Annotated in this window: 14 protein-coding genes; 8 read left to right on the forward strand and 6 right to left on the reverse strand. The window is 47.3% G+C overall.

Translation table 11 applies throughout. From position 1 onward, the window contains the following. Positions 1–177: 177 nt before the first annotated feature. The 3 genes from VNE01S_RS08450 to hrpB all read right to left on the reverse strand — a co-directional run bounded on the left by VNE01S_RS08450 (position 178) and on the right by hrpB (position 7,366). Positions 178–2,472, reverse strand: a complete 2,295-nt coding sequence (locus tag VNE01S_RS08450) for a patatin-like phospholipase family protein (protein WP_053394170.1) — start codon at positions 2,470–2,472, stop codon at positions 178–180. Positions 2,473–2,537: 65 nt separating this feature from the next. Further along, the gene (gene mrcB / locus VNE01S_RS08455) at positions 2,538–4,910 is read right to left on the reverse strand and encodes a penicillin-binding protein 1B (protein WP_053394171.1); all 2,373 of its coding nucleotides are present in this window, start codon (positions 4,908–4,910) and stop codon (positions 2,538–2,540) included. Further along, the gene (hrpB, locus tag VNE01S_RS08460) at positions 4,907–7,366 is read right to left on the reverse strand and encodes an ATP-dependent helicase HrpB (protein ID WP_053394172.1); all 2,460 of its coding nucleotides are present in this window, start codon (positions 7,364–7,366) and stop codon (positions 4,907–4,909) included. Before hrpB ends, mrcB begins: the two co-directional genes overlap by 4 nt. 54 nt (positions 7,367–7,420) lie before the next feature. Between hrpB and sfsA the strand changes: the two genes are divergently transcribed. The 7 genes from sfsA to panC all read left to right on the forward strand — a co-directional run bounded on the left by sfsA (position 7,421) and on the right by panC (position 13,357). Then, positions 7,421–8,134 (forward strand): DNA/RNA nuclease SfsA, encoded by a 714-nt coding sequence (gene sfsA / locus VNE01S_RS08465; protein WP_053394173.1) that lies wholly within the window; start codon positions 7,421–7,423, stop codon positions 8,132–8,134. A 139-nt stretch (positions 8,135–8,273) separates the two neighbouring features. Beyond that, positions 8,274–8,720, forward strand: coding sequence for an RNA polymerase-binding protein DksA (dksA, locus tag VNE01S_RS08470; protein WP_053394174.1), 447 nt, complete (start codon positions 8,274–8,276; stop codon positions 8,718–8,720). Positions 8,721–8,797: 77 nt separating this feature from the next. Next, positions 8,798–9,688: a tRNA glutamyl-Q(34) synthetase GluQRS gene (gluQRS, locus tag VNE01S_RS08475; RefSeq protein ID WP_053394175.1), complete on the forward strand. Its 891-nt coding sequence runs from the start codon at positions 8,798–8,800 to the stop codon at positions 9,686–9,688. Positions 9,689–9,773: 85 nt separating this feature from the next. Next, on the forward strand, positions 9,774–11,141 hold the full coding sequence (gene pcnB / locus VNE01S_RS08480; protein WP_053394176.1) for a polynucleotide adenylyltransferase PcnB: 1,368 nt from the start codon (positions 9,774–9,776) through the stop codon (positions 11,139–11,141). Then, a complete protein-coding gene (gene folK / locus VNE01S_RS08485; protein WP_053394177.1) occupies positions 11,138–11,623 on the forward strand; it encodes a 2-amino-4-hydroxy-6-hydroxymethyldihydropteridine diphosphokinase in 486 nt (161 codons plus the stop codon). Before pcnB ends, folK begins: the two co-directional genes overlap by 4 nt. A 23-nt stretch (positions 11,624–11,646) precedes the next feature. Next, complete coding sequence (gene panB / locus VNE01S_RS08490; RefSeq protein ID WP_053394178.1) at positions 11,647–12,441, forward strand: 3-methyl-2-oxobutanoate hydroxymethyltransferase; 795 nt, start codon at positions 11,647–11,649, stop codon at positions 12,439–12,441. Between the two features lie 13 nt (positions 12,442–12,454). After that, positions 12,455–13,357 (forward strand): pantoate--beta-alanine ligase, encoded by a 903-nt coding sequence (panC, locus tag VNE01S_RS08495; protein WP_053394179.1) that lies wholly within the window; start codon positions 12,455–12,457, stop codon positions 13,355–13,357. Between the two features lie 54 nt (positions 13,358–13,411). Here the strand turns inward: panC and VNE01S_RS08500 are convergent, their stop codons facing one another. From VNE01S_RS08500 to VNE01S_RS08510, 3 genes are all read right to left on the reverse strand, one after another. Next, a complete protein-coding gene (locus tag VNE01S_RS08500) occupies positions 13,412–14,182 on the reverse strand; it encodes an ABC transporter permease (protein ID WP_053394180.1) in 771 nt (256 codons plus the stop codon). Beyond that, positions 14,183–15,097 (reverse strand): ABC transporter ATP-binding protein, encoded by a 915-nt coding sequence (locus tag VNE01S_RS08505; protein ID WP_053394181.1) that lies wholly within the window; start codon positions 15,095–15,097, stop codon positions 14,183–14,185. A 194-nt stretch (positions 15,098–15,291) separates the two neighbouring features. Further along, a complete protein-coding gene (locus VNE01S_RS08510; RefSeq protein WP_053394182.1) occupies positions 15,292–16,962 on the reverse strand; it encodes a SulP family inorganic anion transporter in 1,671 nt (556 codons plus the stop codon). A 281-nt stretch (positions 16,963–17,243) separates the two neighbouring features. Here VNE01S_RS08510 and can point away from each other — a divergent pair, with 281 nt between their 5' ends. Next, on the forward strand, positions 17,244–17,912 hold the full coding sequence (can, locus tag VNE01S_RS08515) for a carbonate dehydratase (protein ID WP_053394183.1): 669 nt from the start codon (positions 17,244–17,246) through the stop codon (positions 17,910–17,912). Positions 17,913–17,986 lie beyond the last annotated feature (74 nt).

Consider the following 17,986-nt stretch of genomic DNA (forward strand, 5'->3'; position numbering starts at 1 on the left):
ACAGCGCCAGAGAGGCCAAACTGTGGGCGGTAGAATAGCAAATTTAACCTTAAATTAAAATCTCATCACTTTGACCAACATAGCAACTTAAGACTAAAGTTTTATGATTTTGACTCACTAATCGCGAAAATTCCCACAATATGAGAAGTGTCAATGCCATCAGTTTTCTTTCTATTTTTATTTGAATGTCGTGCCGACAATCAGGTAAACAGAATCAAATCGCTGCTCGGTTCGGCCATAGCCCAACATGATTGGGCCAATCGGTGAATCTACGCCAGCAAAAACCGAACCCGCTGTATACATAGGGGCATCTCGTAGGGAGATATCCGGATCAGACCATACACCACCGTATTCTAACGATGCCCCCAGATAGAATGGGGAGGTGAACAAACCAAAGTCGTTATCGAACCACTTATATCGATACACCAAACTACTGAATGCTTTGTTCTGGCCTATTAAGCTATTTCTTGGAATACCAGATAAGTGCAGAAAGCCACCAATTTCTCGCGGGTCGATAGGAATGGACGAATTTTTACTTTTCACGACACCGACGTCTAAATTTGCGACCAAAGTATGTCGTGAAAAGCTGTGAGCGGCTTTGAATTTGGCCCCTAGTTCATAAGAAGTGTCTTCACTGTACCGCTCACTGACCAACTCTTCCTCATCGACACTTTCATCCATCGATATCAAATAATTTAAATCTAGGTAGATGCCTTTGGTTGGAAGGCTGAAGCTATCGAGGGTATCAATACGGTAACTGGCAAATGCGCCAATCCGCTTAAAGGCGATATCACCTAAAGTAGGCAACGTAGAGAACTGTCCGTCACCGTCAGTAAATCTCAGCCCGACTTTAAACTCACTCCACAGTGTTTGCTGATAACCTAAGGCTACATCAGCCTCCCATTCCATAAATGAAATAGGCAAAAAGTTATTGGTTGCCTCTAAGCTAGTATCACCAAAGCCTGAAACGGGTGCATTACGCTTCTCTTTTTTGTAGGAGAGGCCCAACGTCATAAAGGCTTTTTGGCCAGAAAGAATCGGGCTGTACAGCTCCCCTTCGATCAGCTTATCGGTACCCATTTCTAGGTTGGTGCGGAACTCTGCACCATGAATATTGAGATCGGTAAAGTTGGTAGAAACACCAATCGAGTACTGGCTATCAGTGCTAAAGTCATCTTCGAGGAAAAAACGGAAGTTAACATAATTTGGCCCCCACGATTTCTCATTTACATCCACAACCAAGGTGTCTTGGCCATCGATTTCATCGTAGCGATAAGTGATCCGCTCAAATCTGTCCAGCGCATACAAATCTTGTACGCTCTGCTCCACTTCTTCCAAGCTGTATATGTTGCCAGCATCCAAGTTAAGACGATTTTCCAACAGCGTATTACTGTAGTGCGTATTGTTATTGATCACGACCTGTTGAACTTCAATCTCATCGCCATAAGTCAGGCGCTTACGAGAGTCTTCTTTCTGATCGATATATCGCTGGTATTCCGCAGATGACACACTATACCGTTCAAGCTGCTCGCGGTTTTGCATCGCTGCCAAATAGCCTTTTTTAAACGCCTCGGGCATTCTGTCGAATTCGGTCGTTTCCATGTCCCCTACGTCAGGAAGCAGGAACACGTCATCATCCGTGAGAGTAATCGCTTGTCGGTGGGTAGTGCTGCGAACTAAGTAATTGGACAACTGATCCGCAACCGTTAGCAGCGTTGTAAAGTCATTTTCTTGTTTGTAGCTGGTACTGATGTCCACCGCAATCACGGTATCAGCGCCTAAATCTCGAGCCACATCCACTGGCATATTATTGGTTACGCCACCATCCACCAGCAGTCGTCCATTCAACTGATAAGGCGGCAAAGCCCCCGGTACCGACATGCTTGCCATCATGGCATCGACCAAGTAACCATCATCCAATATTACCGGCTGAAGCTCAATGATGTCGGTCGCGACCGAGCGGTATGGAATAGCAAGCTCATCGAAGGACTCAAACGGCGGCAAGTTCCCCGTCGTTTCACGCAAAATACGCAGCATTCCTTGGCCTTGCACGATCCCCTTAGAGCCCCGAACCTCGCCCCACCTTAAACCTAAATCGGTCGTGAGCTGATAGCGATCTTCATATTCTTTGTCTCGAACCCGACGATCACTGCGGTTCACTCGATCACGATAACCGCTGTTCCAATCCACAGTATCCACTAAGGCTTCTATTTCATCGGCACTCATGCCCGTGGCATACAGGCCACCTACGTACGCCCCCATACTGGTCCCTGTAATATAATCGACAGGAACTTTGAGCTCCTCAAGCGCTTTCAAAACACCGATATGAGCCGCACCTTTGGCGCCACCGCCTGCCAGAACAACCGCGATTTTTTCACGCTGAGGGGCCTTCTGCTCCAGATCGGTATTGGCGTAGCCAGTTTTCACCCATGAAACAGCCGATGCCAATACAATCCAAGCCAGTTTTCTCATTCTCAAAGTCCCTATCATGCCTATTACCCAGGTTACAGCCTATTTAATGGGGGCATACCTGCTCATTACCAAGTAAACAATTTTTCCAGCCAATCAGTCGGTTGATTCTCGCAATGTTGTTTGAAGGTGTTATTCACATCCCAAACCGGCAGCTTAAACGCACTGCCGCAGCTTAACTCTAAGCTGCCATGCGAAGACTTAGCAAAACCTACTGTACTCACTCCGCTAGGCCAAGGTAATGTTAATTTTTCTGGAATGCGATGTTGAAGGTACTCTGCATAAACGCGCAGCGCACCGCTTGAGCCCGTCAATTTGATCGATTTGTTATCGTCCCGACCAAGCCAAACAGTAGTCACTTCACGGCCATCAATACCGACAAACCAACTGTCTCGGGTGTTGTTACTGGTCCCTGTTTTACCAGCTAACGCGGCCCAACCAAATTTATGGTTCAGGTGTCTACCCGTGCCTTCTTGAACTCCTCGCTTCATCGCATAGGTGGTTAACCAAGCCGCTTGCTGATCGACCGCCTGTGATACGCGCGGCAAAGATTGGTATAACACGTTTCCGTCGAGATCCACGACCGAGCGCAACGCCGATAGTGGTGCTCGGCGCCCAGAGTTCGTCAGCGTTTGGTACATTTGTGCCACTTGGAACGGCGTCAGGGTAAACGACCCTAACAACATAGATGGTACTGGCTTAATTTCGTTCCGGTCGACACCTAGCTTCTCTAATGTATCGACTACGCTAGGGATGCCTAATTGCATACCCAACTGAACTGTTGGCACGTTGTAAGACTTCGCGAGTGCGAGGTAAAGCGGCACCTCACCTCGGAACTTTCGGTCATAGTTACGTGGAGACCAAACCGTTCCTTTGCTGCCTTTTAAGCTGATGGGTTTATCCTGCAAGGTTGTCGCTAGGTTGTATTTTTCCGGCTGCTCAAGCGCGGTTAAATAAATCGCTGGTTTTGCCAAAGACCCTATCTGGCGGCTAGCGTTGAGTGCACGGTTGAAACCATCGTATCCAGTTCGCTTACCACCAACCATCGCACGAATTTCTCCCGTATGACGATCCACGGCAATCGCAGCGCCTTCGAGTGAACTGCCTGCCACTTTTGCTAAGTCAGGAATCTTTTTCGCGATCGCCTTTTCCAATTCTTGCTGAGAAACGGGATCCAGAGAGGTAAACACTCGCAAGCCAGAGTCTGCTTGAAAAGCGCCACCCACTTTCTCTTTTAGTTCTATTTCTAGCTGTTGGAAGTAAGCAGGCTGCCTGCTAGCCACACGAGGATTATCCTGAATATCCAACGGTCGGCTTGCCGCTACCTCAAATTGATCAGCAGTGAGGATGTCTTGTTGCATCATCAAGCGAAGCACCAGATCTCGGCGTTCTCTTGCGCGTTCAGGGTAACGAACCGGGTTATAATAAGAAGGACCTTTGACCATGCCGACCAGCATCGCTAACTGGTCAATGCGTAATTCTTGAATCGGCTGGCCAAAATAAAGTCGAGAAGCCAAACCAAAACCGTGGATCGCTTCGCCACCACTTTGACCTAAGTAAACCTCATTGAGGTAGCCTTCTAGAATACGGTCTTTGCTGTAGCGATAATCAATAATGAGCGCGATGTAGGCCTCACGTATTTTTCGCCATAACGTTCGCTCACTGGAAAGAAAGATGTTTTTTGCCAACTGCTGAGTCAGCGTACTGCCCCCTTGCACGGTTCGGCCCGCTTTGACATTGGCGACCAGCGCACGAGCGATCGCAAGCGGAGAGACACCGTCATGCTGATAGAAGTCTCTATCTTCGGTGACCAAAAGTGCATCCACCATGGCTTCTGGGAACTGCTCTCGACGAAGGAAAAGGCGTTGTTCATCTTGGCCTTTTTCCAGCATGCCCAACATCTTAGGCTCAATGCGCAAGTAGCCTAAATCGCCTCTTTTTTCTAGAGATTGAATGCGTTGCAAACCACTTTGATCAAAATGCAGCATGATATGACGATCAGGCTCAGGCCCATCGGTAAATTCGAAAGGACGTCGAATCAACTCAATTTTGGTAGAAGAAGAGGAGTACTCGCCCGGATAACGAGGTTGACGCACTTTACGGTAATTCAGTACATCCAATTCGTTGCGCACTTCTTTGAGGCTAATGGAATCCCCTGGAGCAAGGTTCAAAATCCTCGCATACACGACGGTTGGCAACGAGAATAACTGGCCTTCGAAACGCTGCTTAACCACGCTGTCTAGGTAGATCCCCACAAACACTAAAATGGCAAATACCGCCACACCCAACTTCCAACTGATCCCCCACAGTTTTTTTAACCATTGGCGTTTATTGGATGGCTTCGGTGAGCGCTTGGGTGCTTTTCCTGTACGCTTTCGGGTCGGCTTTTTGGCCGCTTTCGTCGCCTTAGGCTTAGTGCCTGTCGTCGTTTTTTTGGTCATGAGTTTAATTGTCGTTTCGTTTTAGTGGTTGCAACATGGCTTGCCGGATCATCTGGCCAAACATGTTTTGGGTAGCGGCCTTTCATCTCTTTCTGCACTTCTTTGTAAGCGCCTTGCCAGAAACTCGCCAAATCCCGAGTTACCTGGAGTGGTCTTTGTGCCGGCGAAAGTAATTCCAACACCAAAGTTTTACGCCCTTGAGCAATCGCGGGCGAACATTGTTCACCAAACATTTCTTGCATCCGCACGGACAAAACTGGCTCCTTCCCGTGCTGGTAACGTATCGCTTTTTTTGACCCAGTCGGCACCTGATAATGGGTTGGTAACCATTGGTCTATTTCCTGGTTTAAAGGCCAGCCGATGTACGCCATTAACGCTTCTGTCAGATCAATCTTGCCAAGCCCTTTGACTGAATGAACCCCAGTCATATACGGCTCAAGCCAGTTCGTTAAGTCGTCTAGCAATGCGCTGTCATCCAAACGCGGCCACTCATGCTCAGGTAGCCAGTCAGCAGCACAGCGCAGCCGTTCCAGTGTCTCTCGGCTTTTCGGTGTCCAATTTAATACCGAAATGCCCTTACGATGAACGAAATTAAGTAAAGCTTTCGTCATTTTTTCACCAGAAGGCTCCGGAAGTAGCTGCGTCGACACCACTAAACGCCCTATTTTTTGCTGTCGCTCAGCGACCAAACGACCTTTGTTTTCATCCCAATCGACCACCTCTTGCTCCGTGAACAGCTCGGGGCAATATTGCTCGAGCAAAGCAAGATCCAACTCAGCGGCCAAAAAAATCATCGATGAATCAGAGCGCCCACGCATCAAGTCAACCACAACCAAATATTCACTGGCCGCTAAACGTTCTGCCTCTTGGAGGTCAGCGCCATGGCCGTTGGCGAGTACAAATCGCCCGTGTTGCTTGTTTCTGGCTTGCGCGATCCGGTCAGGAAATGCCGCCGCCAGCAACACAGGGACGTACTGCTCATCAATATCTTGCGCGGCAAATGGGTGGCCGAGCTTTTTCATAAGTTGCTGAGCCCGCTGAGACACCACTTTTTGCTTGCTATGCTTGCCTTGCTTAAAGCGATGAACACTGTGTAGCAAGTCGACGGTATTTCGTTCAACTTCTTCCAACAGTGCCGCTACCAACGCCGCGGTATTGGTACATTTCATCGATTTAGAACGCGACAACATCGCAGCCATGCGAGGTTCTACCCCAAGCTCTATCGCTAGCTTGCCGGATTCGGTCAGTTGATGCTTACTGTTCATCAAGTTCAGTGCCTTCAGGAGCTCTCTCGCCTGATCTACCGCATTTGCAGGGGGAACATCCAACCACTTCAAATCACTGGCTTCCTGAGCCCCCCATTGTGCTAGTTCGAGGGTTAAGCTCGCCAAATCTGAATGAAGAATTTCAGCAGTTGGTACATCTGCTTGCTGATTCAACTGGCTTTCACTAAACAAACGAACGCACATGCCGGGTTCAGTACGCCCCGCACGCCCCGCTCTTTGCTCCGCAGAGGACTTTGCAGTACGTACTTGTTCTAATCGAGTCACGCCACTTTTTAAATCAAACTTCGCAACGCGCTCCAAGCCAGAGTCCACCACTAGGCGAATCCCTTCAATCGTCAAAGACGTTTCCGCAATGTTGGTCGCTAACACAACTTTTCTTTGTCCTTTGGCTGCGGGTTGAATCGCGGCCTGCTGCTGCTCAAACGTGAGCTGCCCATATAAAGGACACACATGAATATCCTGAGGCAAATTTTCGAGCCTTTCTTGCACACGCTTAATGGCTGCCACACCAGGCAGAAACGCAAGCAAGGATCCCGATTCAGACGCGATCAAACTGGAAATCTGTCGGCTCATCACATCTTCTAAACGCTCATTGGCTTTTAACGGATGGTAGCGATATTCGACTGGATAGCTTCGACCCTGCGACTCGACATAACGCGCATCGGGCAACAGTTTACAGAGCGCATGCTGATCGAGCGTGGCGGACATCACCACCAGCTTAAGGTCATCGCGCAGCGCTTCCTGTATTTCGAGGCAAAAAGCGAGTGCGGTATCTGCGTGGATGCTACGTTCATGAAACTCATCAAAGATCACCATATCAATCCCTGACAATTCAGGATCAGACTGAATCATTCGGGTTAAGATCCCTTCTGTCACAATTTCCAGCTTGGTCGCAGCGCTTACTTTGGTATCGCCACGAACGCGATAACCCACTTGCTGACCGACTGATTCGCCTAACTGCTGCGCTAAATAACGTGCAATGTTACGCGCCGCCAATCGCCTAGGCTCAAGCATAATGATTTTGCCTGCTACCACATTCTCTTGCAGAAGCTTTAAGGGAAAATAGGTCGATTTACCTGCACCTGGAGCGGCTTTTAGGATCAGTTGAGAAGCAGAACGCACGCCAGACAAAAGCTCTGGCATCACGCCCTTTATAGGCAGTTGTGACAATGGAAAAACCTTATGGTGTAATGATGCAAATATTGTACATAAATCCAGTGCCAAATGAAGTTTGAACCCCAATTAGAATCTGCCACCTTAATAAAGCGCTACAAACGTTTCCTTGCAGACATCACCCTGCCCGACGGCAGCGAGCGCACGATTCACTGTGCCAACACTGGCGCGATGACGGGCTGTGCAGAGCCCGGTAACACCGTGTGGTATTCAACCTCTGACAATCCCAAACGTAAGTACCCGAACAGTTGGGAACTCAGCGAAACCAAAGCGGGCCATAAAATTTGCATCAATACGGCTCGAGCCAACCAACTCGCGGTAGAAGCGATTCAATCAGGGGTGATCAATGAGCTCGCTGGATACGATCAACTTCAAACGGAAGTTAAGTACGGCAGTGAAAATAGTAGGATTGATATCTTGCTCAACTCAGAAAATCAGCCAAGCTGCTATATAGAAGTGAAAAGCGTCACTTTATTGGATGCCGAGATGGACGGCCAAGGCTACTTTCCAGATGCGGTGACAACACGGGGACAAAAGCACCTGAGAGAACTCTCAGAAATGGCACAAAGTGGAAGCAGAGCTGTACTTTTATTTGCAGTTTTACATTCAGGCATTGAAAAAGTATCTGCCGCACACCATATAGACGCGACATATTCACAATTACTGAAAAAAGCACAGGAACAAGGGGTGGAAGTTCTCTGTTACAAAGCGGAACTTTCCAATTCTGAGATGAAACTGGTCAAAGCGATTGAGTTTATCAATTAACGATAAAAGTGACGTGACCTTCACATTGACAACAAGTTTACAAATCAGAGTTTGCCTCACTTGTAGCTTTTTGCTATAGATACCCGCCTTAAAATAGACTGCTGAGTTCAGTTGACTAGGTGTTAGTAGGAGATGCTGCATGCCAGAATCGAAGAAAAAAGCGCTAGGCATCCTAGCCATTGCAGGGGTTGAGCCATACCAAGAGAAAGCTGGTGAAGAGTACATGTCACCAGAACAATTGGCTCATTTTACAAAAATTTTGACAGCTTGGCGCAACCAGCTTAGGGAAGAAGTTGACCGCACTGTTCACCACATGCAGGATGAAGCAGCAAATTTCCCGGATCCCGTTGACCGAGCTTCGCAAGAAGAAGAATTTAGCCTTGAGCTACGTAACCGTGATCGCGAGCGTCGCCTAATCAAGAAGATTGAGAAGACTTTAGACAAAATCGAAGAAGATGATTTTGGCTTCTGTGAGTCTTGTGGTATCGAAATTGGTATCCGTCGTCTTGAAGCACGACCAACCGCCGATCTTTGTATTGACTGCAAAACACTTGCAGAGATCAAAGAAAAGCAGATGCAGGGTTAATCACCAGCTGGATGCTATGATAAAGAGAAAGGGAGCTTTGGCTCCCTTTTTGGTTTAATAAGATTCACGACATTGTTATGAGTTATATCGGACGCTTTGCGCCTTCCCCTTCAGGGCCACTCCACTTCGGCTCTCTGGTTGCGGCCTTAGGCAGCTATTTTCAAGCGAAAGCCAATAATGGCCAGTGGCTGGTGCGTATCGAAGATTTAGATCCACCCCGAGAAATGCCAGGCGCCTCGGCACTGATACTGGAAACTCTGGAAGCGTATCACTTACATTGGGATGGAGAGGTCATTTATCAAAGCCAGCGCCACGAGGTTTATCAAGCCCAAATTGATGCGTGGCTTGAATCTGGTCAAGCGTACTACTGTCAATGTACTCGCAAGCAAATTAAAGCGTCTGGTGGCTTCTATACCGGAACATGTCGCGACTTAGTGCTGACAGACACAGGAAATTGTGCCATTCGATTGAAGATGACTCACCCTGTGTACCACTTTGACGATAAAAAACACGGACAGCTCAACATCCCGACCGCACTGGCAGATGAAGATTTTATTATAAAACGCCGAGATGGCTTATATGCCTACAACCTTGCGGTAGTATTGGACGACATTGAGCAAGGGATCACTGAAGTCGTGCGCGGTGCGGATCTGATTGAACCAACTGGACGCCAGATCAGCCTTTATAAGATGCTAGAAAAAACACCGGTCAACTATCTGCATTTACCGTTGGCGCTCGGTGACAACGGACAAAAACTGTCCAAACAAAATCATGCTCCGGCTATTGATAACTGTAATCCTAAGCCTGCACTGCTCGACGCAATGCGCTTCCTAGGCTTTGAAATCACTCAAGATATTGCACAATTGGAAATATCTAAAATCATTACTTGGGGCGTAAAACATTGGCAATTGCAGCAGTTGCCAGAATCGACTGAGATCACACCGAGATTCTCAAAAGGCTCGCTGTAAGCTATTATTAGCCGCAATTCGCCTCAATAGGCACCAAATTAGCCTGAAGCAAGGTTGGTTTTCACCATATTATTGCCAGAAGCACATGAATAAAAACGACTATACACCAAGCGAAACAAACATATACCCAGAGCTCTCTCTGAATGTCATAACTCGCCAAGAGCATAATATCTCTCGTAAACAAATCAGCGATAATGCATTGAAGGTGCTATACAGACTTCATGGAGCTGGCTTTGATGCGTATCTAGTGGGTGGCGGAGTACGAGATTTATTACTCAGCCAACACCCTAAAGATTTTGATATTGCGACAAACGCGACCCCTGAACAGATCCGCCAGCTATTCAAAAACTGTCGCCTAATTGGCCGACGTTTTCGCCTGGCTCATATCATGTTTGGCCGCGATATCATCGAAGTCGCCACTTTCCGAGGTCATCACCAGGAACCAAGCAAAAACGTCTCTCAGCAGTCCAAAGAAGGGATGCTGTTGCGTGATAATGTCTATGGCACCATTGATGAAGACGCAGAACGTCGTGATTTTACGATTAATGCCATGTATTACAGCATCGCGGATTACTCTATCCATGATTACGCAGGTGGTATTGAAGATCTCGAAGATAAACTGGTGCGTTTAATTGGCGACCCAGAAACGCGTTACCGCGAAGATCCGGTGCGAATGCTGCGCGCGATCCGCTTTGCCGTCAAACTCGATTTCGACATTGAAGAAGATACAGCAGCGCCTATTGAATACATGGCGCCCCTCTTACGAGACATTCCACCAGCGCGTCTCTACGAAGAATCTCTCAAGATGTTGCAATCAGGTCATGGCCTAGAAACCTATCACCTGATGCGTGAATACAATTTGTTCCAGCAGTTGTTCCCAACCATTGCGGAATACTTCACCGAAGAGTACACATCGAACACTGAGCAAATGCTGGATTTGGTTCTGGACGCAACAGACCAACGTATTGAAGAAGGCAAACGTATCAACCCAGCGTTCATGTTTGCCGCCATGCTTTGGTACCCTTTGCAAGAGAAAGCGAAGTGGTTAATGGAGAAGCGTAAACTCTCCCATTACGACGCCATCATGGAAGCGAGCAATATCATTCTTGATGAACAAGTACGCTCCATTGCCATTCCTCGTCGCCACACGGCAACTATTCGAGAGATTTGGCAGCTTCAGCTCCGCATGCCGCGTCGCAACGGTAAACGTGCCTTCCGCTTAATGGAGCTTAATAAGTTCAGAGCAGGCTTTGACTTCTTAGAAATGCGTGGTGAAGTCGAAGGCGGTGAAACAGAACAGCTGGCCAAATGGTGGAATACCTTCCAATCGGCAGGTCGTAATATGCGCCAAGCCATGGTTGCTGACATTGATGGATCAACGTCAGGATCGGGCGCACCCAAAAAACGCCGTCGTAAAAACTTCCGCAAAAGCAAACCGAAGGCAACCTCATGATCACGGCATTCATTGCGGTAGGAAGTAACCTGTCCGATCCCGTCGGGCAGGCACAAAATGCAATTGAAGCATTAAAAAGTCTACCTAGCTCAGAGTTCATTCAAAGCTCAATGCTATACAGTAGCACTCCGATGGGGCCACAAGATCAGCCCGATTACATCAACGCAGTTGTTGAAATAAAAACAAAATTAACGCCACTTGAACTGCTCGATTGCACCCAAGCCATTGAGTTAGAGCAAGGGCGCGTCCGTAAAGAAGAGCGCTGGGGCCCAAGAACCTTAGATCTTGATATTATTCTTTATGGCAATGAGGTGATTGATTCAGAGCGCTTGGTCGTTCCACATTATGGAATGAAAGAGCGTGAGTTCGTGCTCTACCCGCTTGCTGAAATCGCACCAAATTTAACCCTCCCATGTGGAAGCAGGCTAGAAGACTTACTAAAAGTCGTAGATAAGAATGGCCTGAATATTTGGCAATCATAGCCAACTCCTTAAAAGGAAAAATCATGAAAAAAATTACCATCAACGACCTGATGAAATGGAAGCAGGAAGGTCGTAAATTTGCAACTTCTACCGCTTATGATGCGAGCTTTGCACAGCTATTTGAAAGCCAAGAAATGCCTGTGCTACTGGTCGGCGACTCCTTAGGAATGGTTCTTCAAGGCACGCGCGACACGCTACCTGTCACAGTAGAAGACATCGCTTATCATACTCGCTGTGTACGCGCAGGCAGCCCAAACTGCCTATTAATGGCCGATATGCCATTTATGAGCTACGCAACACCTGAGCAAGCTTGTGAAAGCGCTGGGCAGCTAATGCGTGCCGGCGCGAATATGGTAAAAATTGAAGGTGGCGACTGGTTGGTCGACACTGTAAAAATGCTGACAGAACGTGCTGTCCCTGTCTGTGCACACCTAGGTTTAACGCCTCAGTCGGTAAACATTTTTGGTGGATTTAAAGTACAGGGCCGCGAGCAAGAAAAAGCAGACCGCATGGTAAGCGATGCACTGGCTCTACAAAAAGCTGGCGCGCAGATCATTTTGCTAGAGTGTGTACCACAAGAGCTTGCAGAACGTATTACCGAAGTGTGTGATGTCCCTGTGATCGGCATTGGTGCTGGCAACGTAACCGATGGTCAAATTCTGGTTATGCACGACATGTTTGGCATTTCAGCCAACTATATGCCTAAGTTCTCAAAAGACTTTTTAGCAGAAACAGGTGATATGCGTAAGGCAGTCGCTAAATACAAATCGGATGTCGAAAGCGGCGCTTTCCCAGACGAATCTCATACGATTGCCTAAGGATACAATTATCATGCAGACTTTTACTGAAATTTCGGCTCTACGCGAGCAGATCAAACAGTACAAGCGTGAAGGCCGCAAAGTTGCTTTTGTTCCGACAATGGGCAACCTACACGAAGGTCACTTAACGCTGGTTCGTAAAGCTCGTGAGCATGCCGACATTGTCGTGGTAAGCATTTTCGTCAACCCAATGCAATTTGATCGCGCTGATGATCTCAATAACTATCCGCGTACATTGGAAGACGATCTGGCCAAACTAAGCAATGAAGGCGTTGAGCTCGTCTTCACGCCAACCCCAGACATCATCTACCCAGAAGGTTTAGATAAACAAACCTCTGTTGAAGTGCCGGGGCTGTCTACTATTTTGGAAGGCGCTTCTCGTCCGGGTCACTTCCGTGGTGTTTCGACGATTGTCACCAAGCTATTCAATATTGTTCAGCCAGATATCGCTTGCTTTGGTGAGAAAGACTTCCAACAGTTGGCTGTTATCCGCAAGATGACCGAAGATCTCGCGATGGACATCGAAATCATTGGCGTTCCGACCGTGCGTGAAATGGACGGATTAGCCATGAGCTCTCGCAATGGCTTGCTGACTCTCGATCAGCGTCAACGCGCGCCAGTACTGGCTCGCACCATGCGCTGGATCAGCAGTGCGATCCGTGGTGGGCGCGATGATTATGCCTCGATTATTGAAGATGCCAGCGATCAACTGCGCGCGGCAGGCCTTCACCCAGATGAAATATTCATTCGTGATGCCCGCACGCTACAGCCGATTGGTGCAGAAAGCACTCAAGCCGTGATTCTGATGTCTGCATTCTTGGGTAAAGCGCGCTTGATCGATAACCAAGTTGTCGACATGATTGTTGAAACTAAAGAGAGTGATGACTCTGAGCCATCTTCTGAAGAAGACGCTTAATCACATAAAAATTAAAGGGTTGGCAACTGCCAACCCTTTTTTTATACCTATTGATTAAGAGCGTAAACCGATACCACGTGTCACCAAGTAGTGAGCTAGCGAGTACAGTGCAATCACAAAGATCCCTAGCACCCCAAATGAGGTCACGATCCCCACATCTGAGACTCCCAAAAAGCCATATCTGAACGCGTTGACCATGTAGACAATTGGGTTAATCTTAGACACACCTTGCCAAAACTCTGGCAGCAAACTGATCGAGTAAAATACCCCACCCAAATACGTCAGGGGCGTTAACACAAACGTTGGGATGATTGAAATATCATCGAACGTCTTGGCATAAACCGCGTTAATCAGGCCGCCTAGCGCGAACACCACTGAAGTCATGAAGACTGTCGCGACGATAATGCCCCAATGCTCGACTTGCAGATCAACAAACAACAGCGACACACACGTAACAATCGCGCCAACCAGTAAGCCTCGTGTCACGCCACCCATCACATAACCCGCGATGATCACGTAGTTAGGCACTGGCGCAACCAGTAACTCTTCGATGTTTTTTTGTAGTTTTGCACTGAAAAAGGAGGAAGCGACGTTCGAGTACGAGTTGGTGATCACAGACATCATAATCAGGCCAGGAACTATGTACTCCATGTAGCTAAAGCCGTTCATCTCACCGATTCTTGAACCAATCAAGTTACCAAAAATGATGAAGTACAGTGTCATTGTGATCGCTGGGGGAACTAGAGTTTGCACCCAAATACGAGTAAAACGCGTGATCTCTTTACCCAGTAAACTGCGAAATGCAGTCCAGTAAATACGGTACATTTACTTGCTCTCCTCTCTAACAATACTGACAAACAGTTCTTCTAAGCGGTTCGCTTTGTTTCTCATCGAGAGAACTTTGATCCCCTGCTCACTTAACTGACCAAAAATACCATTCAAACCTTGGGTTTTCTCTATCTCAATTTCTAACGAACCGGACTCAATACGTTGGTTCACCACCCCTTCTAAAACAGGCTCTTGAGTACCCTCTTCTAAATCCAGAATGAATGTTTCTACTTGCAACTTACCCAGCAAGCTTTTCATTGTCGTATTCTCAATCAGCTCACCTTTATTGATGATGCCGATATTACGACACAACATTTCAGCTTCTTCGAGATAGTGCGTAGTGAGGATGATGGTAATCCCCTGCTGGTTGATCTTTTTAAGGAACTGCCACATCGAACGGCGCAACTCGATATCGACCCCCGCGGTTGGCTCATCCAAAATCAGAAGCTTAGGCTCGTGCATTAAAGCGCGAGCAATCATCAAGCGACGCTTCATACCACCCGATAAGTTTCGCGAACGTTCGTTGCGCTTTTCCCACAGATCGAGTTGAGTTAGGTATTTTTCAGCTCTCTGCTTCGCGACAGATTTTGGTACTCCGTAATAGCCCGCTTGCTGAAGAACGATCTGTTCAACCGTTTCGAATTGGTTGAAGTTAAACTCTTGTGGCACCAAACCAAGGTTTTGCTTCGCTAACTCCAACTCGTTATCAATGTCGTGACCAAATACCGTCACTTTGCCCGAGGTTTTGTTCACTAACGAGGAAATGATCCCGATCGTGGTCGACTTTCCCGCTCCATTTGGACCTAACAGAGCATAAAAGTCCCCTTTTTCAACTTTTAAGCTCACTCCTTTTAAAGCTTCGAAGCCACCTGCATACGTTTTACGTAGCTGTTCAATCTCTAAAGCGTACATACTTTCTATTTGCCGTTATGGGTCGTGAATGGAAATTAGTCTATCGTTGCGTACGGTTGATTACAATTAAACCTTTCTATTTTTTTAGAAATATTGATATTTAAAATAAAAACGCCGATTCTCAAACCTTTTGGGCATAGATGAAAAACGCCCCAGCAGGGCTGAGGCGTTCGAGAGAGTGGAGTTAGAAGAGGTTAAACCGCGTTAAGTTGATGTTCATCGCTATCCATGTGCTTAATCGCCGCTTTGAGAGCTTCGTATCTAAACTTAAACATCTTGTCGTCAGGGACTAAGTCGACGACATGGAATTTTTCTAGCTGCTGGCGGGTGTTTTCATTCGGACACAGCAAGTACACCTGGCATTGGGCGTCGAGCGCATCTTTAATCGCGTTTTCTAACGCTAAGCCTACTGTCACATCGATCATTGGCACGTCGGTTAAGTCGAGGATCATCACTTCATAATCGGAAATACTGGTGTGCTGACGCGAGATCGCCTTAGAAACACTAAAAATCATCGGCCCAGACAAATAGAAGAACAGCACCTTGCTTTTTGCTCTGTCGAGTAACGCCCTTTCACTGTCGGTAAGCGGCACATCATCATCGTCGGCGTCACTGATTGCTTTAACTTGGCGCGCTTGTTCACGGCTCAAACGCTCAATCACGAGCACATTCGAGATAAAGACACCTAAGCCAACCGCCACGATTAGATCCACAAATACGGTCAGTAGCATAACACCATACATGATCACCATGCCCTGCACGCTGACCTTGTGCGCACGTTGGATAAAACTCCAGTCAAGAATGTTAAAACCAACATAGACAGCAATACCTGCCAATACGGCCATCGGGATCGGTTCGGTCAAACCACCCGCAACCAAAACAACCAATGCCAGCATCAGTGCCCGAACGACACCAGAGAGCGGAGAACGTGCGCCAACTTGAATGTTTGTTACGGTGCCCATCGTCGCACCAGCCCCAGGCAACGCACCAAACAGGCCTGAAAGCATATTTGCCAAGCCTTGACCACGCAGTTCTTTATCCGAATCGTGCTCTTTTCGCGTCAGCGAGTCACCGATTACCGCCGTCAACAGTGTATCGATGCAACCTAATGTTCCGAGTACCAGTGCATCGATCACCATCTCAGTAAACATTTCGGCATTAATATGAGGAACGACCAAAGACGGTAAACCAGCAGGAATCTCACCAATACGACGAATCGACTCCATATCGAAGACGATCACCGAAAGCAACGTGACCGCGACTAAAGCCACTAGTTGGGCAGGCACATACTTACGGTACTTTTTCGGGAACAGAAATAAAATTCCGAGTGTGAGCAAGCCTAAGAAAAGCTCGCTAAATTTCATATTAGCGACGGTGTCTGGCAACGCAGTTAATGTTCCCGCGACCCCACCAGATGGAGCGGCATGACCCAACAAAGGCGAGAGCTGTAAAATGATAAGGATCACGCCAATTCCCGACATAAAGCCGGAGATCACACTATAAGGCATCAATGTGACGTATTTTCCGAGCTTAAGCGTACCTAATAATATTTGAAAGGCACCCGCCATCATCACCACGGTAAAGGTCATGGCCATCCCTGACTCTGGGTACTTGGCCATCATACTGGTGAGTACCGCGGTCATAATTACCGTCATTGGGCCAGTAGGTTCGGAAATTAGCGTATTGGAACCGCCAAATAGTGAAGCAAAAAAGCCCACCATAATCGCGCCCCATAAACCGGCTTCAGCCCCAGCTCCGGAAGCAACACCAAATGCTAAGGCCAAAGGCAGCGAGATTATCGCTGTGGTGACACCACCAAATAAATCTCCTTTGAGATTGATATCTTCAAAACGGCTTCTGAACACAACTCAACTCCACGTTAAAACTTACCGAATTAAACAAAATATGCGCACATCTGCATCGAAATACAGAGATAAACCTAGTTTTAACAATTATAACCCAAGCGAGATAAGTATTAACCAGCCTCCTTGTTATGCGTTATAACAATTAATTAGGATAGCCACTAAGTTTATGTTTTTTGACGCTCAAAGACGTCAGATGAGTGCCTTTTAACATACTTTTTACGGGAAGGAATTTGTAACATTGTGTATAGTGATGAAAGTATTTTTTAAGGACTATTAATAAAATGCCAGAAATCAAACAGCTATTTGAAAACAATTCGAAATGGTCTGAATCAATCAAAGCTGAACGACCTGAGTACTTTTCTAAGTTAGAAGCAGGTCAAAACCCGGGCTTCCTATGGATTGGATGTTCAGATAGCCGAGTTCCTGCAGAGCGCCTAACAGGCCTTTACTCGGGCGAACTGTTTGTTCACCGCAATGTGGCAAACCAAGTCATTCACACGGATCTAAACTGCTTATCGGTTGTCCAATACGCCGTCGATGTTCTTAAAGTTAAGCACATCATTGTCTGTGGCCACTACGGCTGTGGTGGGGTGAATGCGGCGATTGATAATCCACAACTTGGCTTAATCAATAACTGGCTTTTACATATTCGTGATCTGTACTTTAAGCACCGTGAATATTTAGATGCCATGCAGCCCGCGGATCGCGCCGATAAGCTTGGTGAAATTAACGTTGCAGAGCAGGTCTACAACCTTGGTAATTCCACCATTATGCAGAATGCGTGGGAACGAGGACAAGATGTGGAGATCCACGGCGTCGTATACGGCATTGGCGATGGTAAGTTGGAGTATTTAGGTGTGCGCTCTCACTCGCGTGAAAGTGTTGATGCCTCTTACCAAAAAGCAATGGAAGAAATCCTTAACCCATCGCACAAGCTGCTTTGTCGTTAATCCTTAGCGGTCATCCATGATATTAAAAAAGCGCCCACTCGAAAATGGGCGCTTTTTTGTATCTGTAGGCCACG

Source organism: Vibrio nereis NBRC 15637 (assembly GCF_001591105.1).
Lineage (GTDB): Bacteria > Pseudomonadota > Gammaproteobacteria > Enterobacterales > Vibrionaceae > Vibrio > Vibrio nereis.

Bases quoted from the DNA above. Each gene is read 5' to 3' on its own strand.
- VNE01S_RS08450 (WP_053394170.1), bottom strand. From the start codon at position 2,472: ATGAGAAAACTGGCTTGGATTGTATTGGCATCGGCTGTTTCATGGGTG.
- mrcB (WP_053394171.1), bottom strand. From the start codon at position 4,910: ATGACCAAAAAAACGACGACAGGCACTAAGCCTAAGGCGACGAAAGCG.
- sfsA (WP_053394173.1), top strand. From the start codon at position 7,421: ATGAAGTTTGAACCCCAATTAGAATCTGCCACCTTAATAAAGCGCTAC.
- dksA (WP_053394174.1), top strand. From the start codon at position 8,274: ATGCCAGAATCGAAGAAAAAAGCGCTAGGCATCCTAGCCATTGCAGGG.
- gluQRS (WP_053394175.1), top strand. From the start codon at position 8,798: ATGAGTTATATCGGACGCTTTGCGCCTTCCCCTTCAGGGCCACTCCAC.
- pcnB (WP_053394176.1), top strand. From the start codon at position 9,774: ATGAATAAAAACGACTATACACCAAGCGAAACAAACATATACCCAGAG.
- folK (WP_053394177.1), top strand. From the start codon at position 11,138: ATGATCACGGCATTCATTGCGGTAGGAAGTAACCTGTCCGATCCCGTC.
- panB (WP_053394178.1), top strand. From the start codon at position 11,647: ATGAAAAAAATTACCATCAACGACCTGATGAAATGGAAGCAGGAAGGT.
- panC (WP_053394179.1), top strand. From the start codon at position 12,455: ATGCAGACTTTTACTGAAATTTCGGCTCTACGCGAGCAGATCAAACAG.
- VNE01S_RS08500 (WP_053394180.1), bottom strand. From the start codon at position 14,182: ATGTACCGTATTTACTGGACTGCATTTCGCAGTTTACTGGGTAAAGAG.
- VNE01S_RS08505 (WP_053394181.1), bottom strand. From the start codon at position 15,097: ATGTACGCTTTAGAGATTGAACAGCTACGTAAAACGTATGCAGGTGGC.
- can (WP_053394183.1), top strand. From the start codon at position 17,244: ATGCCAGAAATCAAACAGCTATTTGAAAACAATTCGAAATGGTCTGAA.